A 10,957-nucleotide genomic window follows, 5' to 3' on the forward strand; every position below is an offset into this window, starting at 1 on the left:
ATAATTTGCATTAAGTTTTTTTCGGAATGCATTTGTGAAAATCATTTTTGCTGGTACGCCTGAATTTGCTGCAACGGCATTGGCGGCATTATTAAAATCATCACACCAGATTATTGCAGTTTATACCCAACCTGACCGCAAAGCAGGTCGTGGGCAGAAATTAACACCTTCCCCAGTCAAGCAACTTGCACTTGAACACGGTTTACCTGTTTATCAACCTTTGCATTTTAAAGCCTCGACCGAAGAAGGCTTAGCGGCTCGACAAGAGCTTGCTGCACTTGGTGCAGATGTAATGGTGGTTGCGGCTTATGGTTTGATCTTACCTCAGGCGGTTTTGGATACACCTAAATACGGTTGTCTCAATATTCACGGTTCATTATTACCGCGCTGGCGTGGTGCTGCCCCGATTCAACGCGCCATTGCCACAGGTGATGTGGAAACAGGCATTACCATTATGCAAATGGCGGCTGGTCTGGATACTGGCGATATGATGTATAAAACCTATTGTCCGATCACAGCAGAAGATACCTCTGCGAGTTTGCACGATAAACTGGCGACTCAAGGTGCAGACGCGATTTGTACCGTGCTCGAATCAGAGCAAAGCCTACAAGACTTTATTGCCAAACGTGAAGTACAAGACGAAGCGCTCACCGTATATGCGCATAAGTTAGTCAAAGCAGAAGCGCGTATTGATTGGTCTCAAAATGCCGTTCAAATTGATCGCAATATTCGTGCCTTCAATCCTTGGCCTGTGGCATTTATCCAACTGGATGAAAATAATGCGCTACGTGTTTGGGGTTCAACCCTTTCTCAACACAGCAAAGCAAACGCGCAAGTCGGTGAAATTCTTGCAATGGACAAACACGGTGTCCATGTGGCCTGTGGTGAAAACAGCACAGTGTGTTTAACCAGCCTGCAATGGCCCGGCGGTAAAGCACTCAATCCAATACAAATGATACAAACCCAAAAATTGCATCTTGGACAAATTCTCCCATGAACCAATCGAATCAATCATCTGCAAAACATTTGAATCTGCGTGCACAAGTGATCAAAACACTGTTGGCTGTTCAAAATGGGCAATCTTTGGCTTCCGTGTTGAATCAACATATCAATATCGTTTCTGAACGTGAACGTGGCTTATATCACGAACTTACTTTGGGTTGTTTACGCCAGTGGTATTCTTTAAAAGCAATTACCTTACCCTTGCTGACAAAACCATTAGACAATGAAGCACTGGAAAGTTGTTTATATCTTGGTTTGTATCAAATTTTATGTACTCGTATTCCTGTACATGCTGCGATTTCCGAAACTGTAAATGCTGCTAAGCAACTCGGTTTCGAGCCAATGAGTGGTTTGGTCAATGCGATTCTGCGCCGTGTTTCACGTGAAACAGATGAATTCCAAACAGCGTTGAATAATACGCATGGTTTACCAAGTTGGTTATTCAAACGACTTAAAAAAGATTGGCCTGATCAATTTGATGAAATCTGTCAAAACTTAAAACAAGTTGCACCACTGACCCTGCGCGTCAATGAACGCCAAGTCAGTCGTGACGAATATTTAGAAATTTTGGATGAAGAACAAATTGATGCTCGTCCTTGCATGCTTTCAAATGTTGGTATTGTCTTGGAACAAACGGGCAACATTACCCATCTACCGGGTTTCGAAGAAGGCGGTTTTTCTGTTCAGGATGAACATGCACAATTATGCGCGACCCTTTTACCGAATTTAGATGATAAAGTCGTTGTCGATGCTTGCGCTGCACCCGGTGGTAAAACAGCACATATTCTTGAGCGCTATAATCCTAAAAAACTGATTGCGCTTGACCATGATGCAAAACGTTTATTACGTTTGTCTGAAAATATAGAACGTCTTGCCTTAGATCAAACCGAGGTTGAGATTGTTACAGCAGATGCAACGACTTGGCAGGCAGCAGAAGCAGTCGACTGTATCGTGCTCGATGCACCGTGTTCTGCAACAGGTGTAATTCGTCGCCATCCAGATATCCGTTTATTGAGACAATCGACCGACATCGCGCAAACTGTGGCATTACAGCATCAAATTTTGCAACAGATGTGGCAACAACTCAAAGTGGGTGGCACGCTGTTATACATTACCTGCTCGATTCTAAAAGTTGAAAATGAACAGCAAATGGCAACTTTCTTTGCTGAACATAGCAATGCTGAAGAAATCAAAATCGAAGCAGACTGGGGTATTGAACAGGCCTATGGTCGTCAGTTATTACCTTACCTACATTCAGGTGATGGCTTCTATTATTGTTGTATCCAGAAGATCGCCTAACATAAACAAGAAAGCCATACATCAATGTATGGCTTTCTTTATTCTGATCAACGCATTGTTATACGCTATCATCTTTTTGTTCGGGATGACGCATCAAATGTATAATTGAAAGCACCAATCCGCCCCACAACAACCCAATTGCAATGATCATCATGATTAAAGCTGAAGTATTCATCGTCATCTCCTAGCGATTCTTTAAGCTGCTCATAAACAATGCGCCGATCGCACAGAATAAAATACAGCCCCAACCAAACCAAAGCTGTAAGCTCATTGCATAATCGCCATAGCCTTTTTGCAACAATGCACTTAATGCAAGCCCAAGGGTAGAAATCAAAACAACTGGGGTAATGATGGTTAAGGTGAATTCCCAAACCCCACCCAATTGGATGGTAGATACACGATTGACATGCTGCTCTAGATCTTTCATCAGTGAACGCTTGAACCATGACACCATAATGATCGAAACCAAAGCACCTGAGACAATGCCTAGATTATTAATAAAGTGATCAATAATATCGACCAGTTTAATCGCGTTGGCACTTGAGAATAAGAAAATAGAAACTGCACCAGTACCACCACCAATAATAGTCACGGCTTTAGCACGACTCCATTTTAACTTGTCCTGCATCGCTGAGATCGGTACTTGCAAAATACTGACCATCGATGAAACACCAGCCACAAAGAGCGAGCTAAAGAATAAGATCCCGAACAACTCTGCGCCTGCACCTAAGCTTGAAATAATCTTAGGGAACGCAATAAATGCCAAGCCAATACCGCCGCTCACCACGTCTTGTACGCTAGTACCCGCTGCATGTGCCATGAAGCCAAGGGCTGCGAAAACACCAATACCTGCCAAGATCTCAAACGAAGAGTTAGCAAAACCAATCACCAAACCTGAACCCGTCAAATTGGTTTTTGGTTTTAGGTAAGAGGCATAGGTCACCATGATCCCGAATCCAATCGAAAGCGAGAAGAAAATATGACCATAAGCCGCTAACCAGACTTTATAGTTCTTCATGGCTTCCCAGTTTGGGGTAAAGAAGGCATTTAGACCATCTACAGCGCCCGGTAAACGCAAAGCTTGAATCACCAAAATACCAAACAGTACCAATAATATCGGCATGAAAATACGGTTCGCAAGCTCAACGCCTTTACGAACACCACCATACAAAATAAACAGTACTAAGGCCCAAACGCCGATTAATGGCCAAAACAAATGACCAATAAACGTCAGATCAAAAGTGGCGGCCTGAGAAGTCGCCAAGAATTTGTTAAAGAAGAAATTTTCTGGGTCTGTACCCCAGCTTTGACCGAAGGAGAAATAAATATAACTTCCTGCCCAAGTCAGTACACTGGCGTAATAAAGCGCAATCACAATACAAACACATGCTTGCCACCATCCCAAAGACTCAGCCCGTTTGGTGAGTTGTTGGTATGCTTTCGGCGGTGCACCATTGCTGCGATGCCCGACTGCGTAATCTAAAAATAAAAGGGGTAATCCTGCCGTTAATAAAGCTACTAAATAAGGAATTAAAAATGCACCGCCACCGTTTTCATAAGCGACATACGGGAAGCGCCAAATATTACCTAATCCAATCGCCGAACCAATTGCGGCGATGATAAAACCTGATCGTGCCGACCAGTGCTCACGAGTTTCTGTCATAAAAATAACCTATTCCTAAGGCAACTTTCGATGCTGCTGTTCTCTGGTTGTTATACTGCTAGCAAGAAAAGTACCAATGCAAATCCTATTATTGGTTGAATCAGAAAAAACCTTTTGAGTTTTCATTTCTTATATTCAAACCAGCAAAAATTAGAAAACTCTTCCTTAAAAAATTTTGACTATTTTTTGCCTGTTGATGATTGAACAATACCCTTTTTTATTTATTTTTACTGTAATTTATACAAAAAAATATAACCATTCATCGCCAATTCAGACACGATTGATTATTTTTCAACTCAATTTTCTTACCTCGTTTAAATTTCTCATTTGATTTAAAAACGTGATCAGCATAATTACTTTTCATGCATTTAATTTTTGATTCGATAATGTCCCGTGATTTTATACTTAAACAAAATATCTGATTCTTCAGTTCCTCGACCAATATTATGCAAAATCAGCGGGGTTTTCTGAAAAAAACTGTTCTTATCCGAGACGATGCCAATATGCACCAGCCCCTGCCCTAAATCCCACGTCACAATATCCCCAGCACGATAGTTTTGATCACGCACCTGATAACCTTTTCGCTGGAAATAGGTGGCAATATTTGGAACTCGGCGATGATCAATATTTTTATCGGGCGCTTTAAGTCCCCATTTGTTTGGATACAGCTTAAAATGCTGCCGCATATCCTCATGCATCCGTTGCTGTAAATCGATGCCTTGACGACGTAATGCTCGAACCACCACATCAGTACAGACACCTTTCACCATCGGTACATCACCCATCGGATAATCCAACCGGGTATAAGCAGGGTCATAAAATCGGGTGACACCTATTTGTTTTCGTGCATCGCTCACCAACTGCTGCGAAGAAAATGCCCATGCTGACAGCGTCCACAACATGCACAAGCACAACAGGACTAGCTTATAAAATTTAGGCATGGACTTTCCTTTCGCCAACATGAGATGAATACACGACACGCCAAGCTGATTAGGCTTGAGTTTCCTTAATGACCAATAAACGCTCTTCCTGCATATCACGAATCGCAGAATGAATCCCTTCTCGACCTAAGCCAGAATCCTTCACGCCGCCATACGGCATATTATCGACACGGAAAGTGGGCACATCATTAATAATTACCCCACCCACATGCAAATGGTCCCATGCATACAGCATTTTATTGAGATTTTGCGTATAGACACCAGCCTGTAAACCAAAACGGCTTTGATTTATGGTAGCAATGCCCTGCTCAAACTCTTTATATTTCTCTAGAATTGCGATGGGGCCAAAGGCTTCATCCTTATAAATTTCCAGCTTGGCATCAACATTTTCCAACAAAGTTGGTTCGAGTAAAACGCCTTGTAGATTACCACCGATCAATATTTTCGCACCTTTCTTCTCAGCTTTATCAATCCACTTTTTCAAACGAACTGCTTCCGCAGCTTTAATCATAGGACCAACCAATGTCGTGCTTAATGCAGGGTCGTCAGCTTTGATTTTTTTCAGCTTTGCCAACAATCTCTTTTTCACGTCAGCATAAAGATCGGCATGAATTAAAATACGTTGCACACTAATACAAACCTGCCCAGCATGGCTATATGCAGCACCAATCAAACGGTCAATCAAAGCATCGTCAACAACCGCATCTGCTTCAATCATCACCGCTGCATTTCCACCCAGCTCTAAAGTCACTTTTTTACGACCTGCACGCGCTTTCATATCCCAACCCACTTGGTCAGAACCGGTAAAGCTGAGTAATTTAAAACGGTCATCTGTGACTAAAATATCAGCGGCTTGACGCTCACAAGGCAATACCGACCACGAACCTTTCGGCAAATCCGTTTCTGCCAACACCTCAGCAATTTTTAATGCACTAATCGGGGTTAGACTCGCTGGTTTTAAAACAAAAGGACAACCTGCCGCAATGGCAGGCGCGATCTTATGTGCCACCAAATTTAAAGGGAAATTGAAGGGACTAATCAATGAAACAGCACCAATCGGCACCTGTTTCACCATGCCGCGATAACGTGCTGCGGCTGGCGTGACGGCTAAAGGTAATACTCGACCATCGTCAAGTTGCGTCACGGCATCCGCAGCCAATTGAAAAGTATTAATTAAACGTTCAACTTCGGCACTGGCCGCGCCACGAGGTTTACCACCTTCTGCGATTAAAATTTCGGTCAGCTCATCACGTAACTCATTAAAGCGTTTTACACAGTGCAATAAGATTTGTTGTTTTTGGAAAGGTTTTAATGCTGCCATTTCGGCTTCTGCTTTGACCGATGCGGCAATCGCCTTTTCTAAAACCTTGGCATCTGCCAACGCCACTCGCGCAAATGTCGTGCCTTGATATTTATTCTGTACCTCTAACCATTGACCTGTTGTGATTGCCTTGCCTGCCACATACAGGGGGTAATCCACAACACTTTGTGTATCTGACATTTTTTATTCTCTTTGCAAAAATTTAAAATTAGACTACTGCATATTTGAATTGTTCACTATATGATGCGCCCAATCGGTGATGAATTTACAACAATTCATTACTGTTTCTCGTATTTATTGGGACAATACAATGAAAATATTAAAAATATCAATGCTTGCTTTAGGGACAAGCCTATGTGGTTTAGCACAGGCAGACGTAATTGGTGTCAAAGGCGATCTCAGCTATTGGAACTACAACGGTAAAGCCAATATGGCTGCGCAAACATCTGCACCAGATCAAGACTTAGACCGCAAAGGTTCAGCACAACTGTCATTGGCTTTTGAACATCCAATTCCGTTACTGCCAAATGCCAAAATTCGCCATGTGAATCTAAAGACGCAAACAGAAAATGAGGTTTTCGGGCAACCTATATATGACCTAGACATCGCTCATACCGATTTTATTTTATATTATGAGATCTTAGACAATATCGTCGATGCGGATGTCGGATTTGGTGCAACCACTTTAAATGGTGATGTCACAACACTTCTAGCAGACCCAACGAGTAGTCTTTATAAAATGGGGAAAGTCGATATCAATAAAACGGTTCCAGTAATTTATGGGTCAGCAGGTGTCAAACTTCCATTCACAGGTTTAAGTGCCAAAGCTGAGTTGTTATATAGCAACTTCAATGACACCAAAATCACCGATGCCCAAGCAGAATTACAATACAACTTTATTGATAACTTACTGGTAGATGTCGGTTTAAAAGCAGGCTATCGCATCTTAAATATCAAGCTAGATGACTACGAAAAAAATGATCTCAAATTTGATTTCAAAGGACCTTATTTGGGTATCGACATCCACTTCTAAACAAGCGATTTGAGCCGTAAAAAAAGCCCTGAAATCTTCAGGGCTTTATCTTTTATAACTGAATGGGAAAGAACAAAATCAATAACGTGACCGTGACACAACCAATAAAAATATTCATGGGTAAGCCGATTTTAATAAAATCACTAAAGCGATAATTTCCTGGTCCTAATACCATTAAATTGGTCTGATAACCCAGCGGTGTCGCAAAACTTGCGGAAGCCGCCATCATAATCGCAAAGACAAAAGGAATCGGATTTAAATTCGCTTGAGCTGTAATCTCCAATACAATCGGCAAGGTCAGCAATGCTGCTGCATTGTTAGTAATCACTTCAGTCAATAATGAAACAAAGAAATAAGTCAAAATCAGCAATAAGATCGCTTCACCCGCACTAAAATGCACGATGAATTGCGCCAACATTTCCGCTACACCTGTCTTTTCCAAAGCAGCACCCAGAGCAAAAGAAGCTGCAATGGTTAGGATGACCGTTAAATCTAAGCTCTTTTCAGCCTGCTTCACTGTCAGACAACGGAAAATCAACATGGCACCTGCAGCCAATAATGCGGCATTAAGCATGCTAATCACATTAAAGCCAGCAGCAATCACCGCAGCGAGTAAAATGCCCCATGACAATAATGCTTTATCATGTTGCAGTGGTTCATGATCTAGCTCATTGACCAATAGAAAATCTTTATTATATTTTTGTCGAGTGACGAAAGCAGGACGTGCTTCCAATAATAAGGTATCACCTGCCTGCAATTTAATATTGCCCAAGCCGCCTTTTAAACGTTCACCATTGCGTGCGACAGCCAATACGACTGCACCATAACGATTACGGAATTTGGCATCACGAATCGCACTACCAATCGCTTCGCAATGCGGTGACACAACGGCCTCTACCAAACGACGGCCTGCATGTGTTTCTTCCAAGGACGACTTTTCGTCAATGCTGTCAGGTGCAACCAATCCATTGATGTTTAACAGTTCGGTAATCGCTTCGGTATCGCCTGCAAAAACCAGACGATCATCTCCAAATAAAATTTCATCCGAAGAGACGGCTGATAAAACGGTTTGCTGACGTTCAATTTCAACCAGATAAACACGTTTTAAGCTTCTTAGCCCTGCCGCTGCAACCGACTGACCGACCAGTGGACCATTCGGACTCACCACCACTTCTAAGGTAAATTCGCGTAGATTGGAAAAGACATTCTGCTCTTGATGATTGGGCAATAATTTTGGTGCAAGCCAATACATCGCAAACATACCAATGATCGCAACAGGCAAACCGATAATCGTAATATCAAATAAACCAAAACCAGCTTCACCCGTTAATGCTTGATACTGCCCATTGACCACCAAATTGGTACTGGTACCAATTAAAGTAATCGTTCCACCCAGAATAGCGGTGTAACTGAGGGGAATCATTAATTTAGATGGGGCAATCCCGATCTTCTTCGACCAGCTATTCAATGCTGGAATCATGGTTGCAACCACAGGGGTATTATTTAAAAAGGCACTAAGTGGTGCGATCGGTAAGAAAATTCTAAGTAGCGCCATGCGTTCAGTTTTGGGTGTGCCCAGTAACTTATTCACAAACAGGTCAATACCACCAGAATTAGAAATACCAGCAGCAACCACAAACATTGCTGCAACGGTAATCAGACCAGAGTTACTAAAGCCAGCCAAAGCCTCTTGGGCCGTCAATATGCCCAACACACTTAATACAGTCAAAATCGCTAACATCACGATATGTGGAGCAATTCTTGAAAAAATCAGCGTGAGCAGCCCTGTTAACGTTAAGGCTAATGACAACCATCCTTCCCAACCCATGAGACAGTCTTTCCACAAGTATATAATTTTCCGAATTTTATATAGTAAAACTTGATATACAAATGCGATTTAAAGCTAACCTTAGCTAAAATAATGATAAGAACCTGCCTCTATATCCATTTATATGGTAAAAATCACACGATCTAAGCGTTGAGGTCAATGTAAGCCTGAACGTACAGTGATCGGGGTCATTGACGAATATACAGTGCCCTGTATTCACTTTAATATACAAATCATACAGAGACAGGAAGTCTCCTTCAGAATAACAAGACCCACAGGAAGTGGTTGTTTATAGGAAGTAAGCAACAATAAACTAAATACGAAAAAAGCCCCATCAGGACGATGGGGCTTTTTTTATTTATCATTTTTATAGGAAATTTAAAGACTTTTTAAATACTCAATCACGTCGGCATGCTCCGCCATTTCTGCAAGCTGTAGCGCAGTATATTCGCCTTTATAAGCAACGTTTGCACCTTTACTCACTAACAGCTTCACCACTGCTAAATGATCGTTCTCAGCTGCTGCCTGTAACGCACTATAGCCTTCATCATCGATCTGGTTTGGATCAATGCCAGCTTCTAATAATTGTGTAACTTGTTCAGCATCACCAAGTGAAGCCCAATATACAAGCTCAGGAAGATTGAGTTCTTCATCGTCTTCTGGGAGCGGAGAGAAAGAGTTGAGCTTCATTTTCCTAAAAACCATAAATTAATTCAATTTAACTAATAGTAAATGATTTTTTAGTCGGGCTATCATAAAATACAAAAGAATAGAATTTTAATTATAAAAAGGCTTCACTGATTTAACGAGACCTCTTCATTTTCATTAGAACTCAACCTTCAAGAATTATTAACGTTAAAAATATTATTTCTTAACTCCAGCCAAATCTAAAAGTTTTGATTCTTGTTTCGCCCCCAATATGCGAAAGAACTCTGCCAAGAGATCACTATCATGCTTCGCACCATACTCGAAATCACTTTCATACATATCTTCAGCCTTCACAACTGACAGAAATTTATCACTCCAAATCTCTCTAATTTGATTAAGAGCATCTCCTTTTTGATAAAAACAAATGCGAGTCGCATGCTCATGATAGTCACCTAAACCATCAAATACTCTAGGCGATGGATTAAAAACATATGCAGGGATTCCATAATGACAAGATGCCCCCAAAGCTAAGCCACCTCCAAGAGAATGTCCTACAAGCGATAAATTTCTTTCTGGAAATTTCTCTAAATATTTACGCACAGCTTTTCTTGCTGATTTATAAGGTATCGAAAAAGGGAACGCAAAATTAGATACTATCCAATCCTTCTTACTATCTGTTCCTCGAAAAGCAATGACAGTTTTATTTGAATTTTGGTGCTCATAAATATCATATGCAAAACCTGTCAAAAACCCCTCTTTAGTTGGCTCATCTGTCGGGTCTCCGTCCTTGTCAACTAATAACCAGTTCCATTTTTCAATTGGAAAATATAATTTATCTTTTTCGTGATAACAATTCGATGCCATCATTGCATAGAGTGCATTTCTTGCAGCTATTTCTGCATTAACTATTTTTGTTAAGAATCCCATAAAAACTCCTTTTATTCTAATGTTTAACTACTAGTTTATAATTTTTTCATTATCTTCTTAAGACTATTCTTCTATCGCTCACGAATCAAGCTATATTTCTTCTGTAAAAACTCCTTAAATAGACAAATAAAAAACACCCCAACCTCTTACGAGACTGGGGTGTTTAGAATTTAAAAGCTGGCGATGACTTACTCTCACATGGCAAGTGCCACACTACCATCAGCGCGAAGAGGTTTCACTTCTGAGTTCGGGAAGGGATCAGGTGGTTCACTCTTGCTATTGTCGCCAGCAAACT

Annotated in this window: 10 protein-coding genes and 1 rRNA gene; 3 read left to right on the plus strand and 8 right to left on the minus strand. The window is 41.2% G+C overall.

From position 1 onward, the window contains the following. Positions 1-34 precede the first annotated feature (34 nt). Both fmt and rsmB read left to right on the plus strand, forming a co-directional pair. Complete coding sequence (gene fmt, locus EAH57_RS05175; RefSeq protein WP_121929113.1) at positions 35-997, plus strand: methionyl-tRNA formyltransferase; 963 nt, start codon at positions 35-37, stop codon at positions 995-997. Next, positions 994-2,301 (plus strand): 16S rRNA (cytosine(967)-C(5))-methyltransferase RsmB, encoded by a 1,308-nt coding sequence (gene rsmB, locus EAH57_RS05180; RefSeq protein WP_121929114.1) that lies wholly within the window; start codon positions 994-996, stop codon positions 2,299-2,301. Before fmt ends, rsmB begins: the two co-directional genes overlap by 4 nt. A 58-nt stretch (positions 2,302-2,359) precedes the next feature. Here the strand turns inward: rsmB and EAH57_RS05185 are convergent, their stop codons facing one another. The 4 genes from EAH57_RS05185 to EAH57_RS05200 all read right to left on the minus strand — a co-directional run bounded on the left by EAH57_RS05185 (position 2,360) and on the right by EAH57_RS05200 (position 6,406). Next, positions 2,360-2,476 (minus strand): methionine/alanine import family NSS transporter small subunit, encoded by a 117-nt coding sequence (locus tag EAH57_RS05185; RefSeq protein WP_004673659.1) that lies wholly within the window; start codon positions 2,474-2,476, stop codon positions 2,360-2,362. Between the two features lie 9 nt (positions 2,477-2,485). Next, positions 2,486-3,964 carry a sodium-dependent transporter gene (locus EAH57_RS05190; protein WP_004673661.1) on the minus strand — a complete coding sequence of 493 codons (1,479 nt, stop codon included), beginning with the start codon at positions 3,962-3,964 and terminating at the stop codon, positions 2,486-2,488. Between the two features lie 368 nt (positions 3,965-4,332). After that, positions 4,333-4,905 (minus strand): DUF1287 domain-containing protein, encoded by a 573-nt coding sequence (locus EAH57_RS05195; protein WP_121929115.1) that lies wholly within the window; start codon positions 4,903-4,905, stop codon positions 4,333-4,335. A 49-nt stretch (positions 4,906-4,954) separates the two neighbouring features. Next, positions 4,955-6,406: an aldehyde dehydrogenase family protein gene (locus EAH57_RS05200; protein ID WP_121929116.1), complete on the minus strand. Its 1,452-nt coding sequence runs from the start codon at positions 6,404-6,406 to the stop codon at positions 4,955-4,957. Between the two features lie 130 nt (positions 6,407-6,536). Between EAH57_RS05200 and EAH57_RS05205 the strand changes: the two genes are divergently transcribed. After that, a complete protein-coding gene (locus EAH57_RS05205; protein WP_121929140.1) occupies positions 6,537-7,259 on the plus strand; it encodes a TIGR04219 family outer membrane beta-barrel protein in 723 nt (240 codons plus the stop codon). A gap of 52 nt (positions 7,260-7,311) precedes the next feature. Here EAH57_RS05205 and EAH57_RS05210 read toward each other — a convergent pair whose 3' ends face one another. From EAH57_RS05210 to rrf, 4 genes are all read right to left on the minus strand, one after another. Continuing rightward, positions 7,312-9,087: an SLC13 family permease gene (locus tag EAH57_RS05210; protein WP_121929117.1), complete on the minus strand. Its 1,776-nt coding sequence runs from the start codon at positions 9,085-9,087 to the stop codon at positions 7,312-7,314. Between the two features lie 378 nt (positions 9,088-9,465). Then, complete coding sequence (locus EAH57_RS05215; RefSeq protein WP_121929118.1) at positions 9,466-9,777, minus strand: ankyrin repeat domain-containing protein; 312 nt, start codon at positions 9,775-9,777, stop codon at positions 9,466-9,468. Between the two features lie 174 nt (positions 9,778-9,951). Continuing rightward, positions 9,952-10,662, minus strand: a complete 711-nt coding sequence (locus tag EAH57_RS05220; RefSeq protein WP_121929119.1) for an Mbeg1-like protein — start codon at positions 10,660-10,662, stop codon at positions 9,952-9,954. A 175-nt stretch (positions 10,663-10,837) separates the two neighbouring features. Beyond that, a 5S ribosomal RNA gene (rrf, locus tag EAH57_RS05225) occupies positions 10,838-10,952 on the minus strand. Between the last annotated feature and the right edge of the window lie 5 nt (positions 10,953-10,957).

Source organism: Acinetobacter sp. 2JN-4, assembly GCF_003687745.1.
GTDB classification, from domain to species: domain Bacteria; phylum Pseudomonadota; class Gammaproteobacteria; order Pseudomonadales; family Moraxellaceae; genus Acinetobacter; species Acinetobacter halotolerans.

Excerpts from the sequence above, each read along its gene's own strand:
- rsmB (WP_121929114.1), top strand. The coding sequence starts at position 994 with ATGAACCAATCGAATCAATCATCTGCAAAACATTTGAATCTGCGTGCA.
- EAH57_RS05210 (WP_121929117.1), bottom strand. The coding sequence starts at position 9,087 with ATGGGTTGGGAAGGATGGTTGTCATTAGCCTTAACGTTAACAGGGCTG.
- EAH57_RS05205 (WP_121929140.1), top strand. The coding sequence starts at position 6,537 with ATGAAAATATTAAAAATATCAATGCTTGCTTTAGGGACAAGCCTATGT.
- EAH57_RS05215 (WP_121929118.1), bottom strand. The coding sequence starts at position 9,777 with ATGAAGCTCAACTCTTTCTCTCCGCTCCCAGAAGACGATGAAGAACTC.
- EAH57_RS05185 (WP_004673659.1), bottom strand. The coding sequence starts at position 2,476 with ATGAATACTTCAGCTTTAATCATGATGATCATTGCAATTGGGTTGTTG.
- EAH57_RS05190 (WP_004673661.1), bottom strand. The coding sequence starts at position 3,964 with ATGACAGAAACTCGTGAGCACTGGTCGGCACGATCAGGTTTTATCATC.
- EAH57_RS05195 (WP_121929115.1), bottom strand. The coding sequence starts at position 4,905 with ATGCCTAAATTTTATAAGCTAGTCCTGTTGTGCTTGTGCATGTTGTGG.
- EAH57_RS05220 (WP_121929119.1), bottom strand. The coding sequence starts at position 10,662 with ATGGGATTCTTAACAAAAATAGTTAATGCAGAAATAGCTGCAAGAAAT.
- EAH57_RS05200 (WP_121929116.1), bottom strand. The coding sequence starts at position 6,406 with ATGTCAGATACACAAAGTGTTGTGGATTACCCCCTGTATGTGGCAGGC.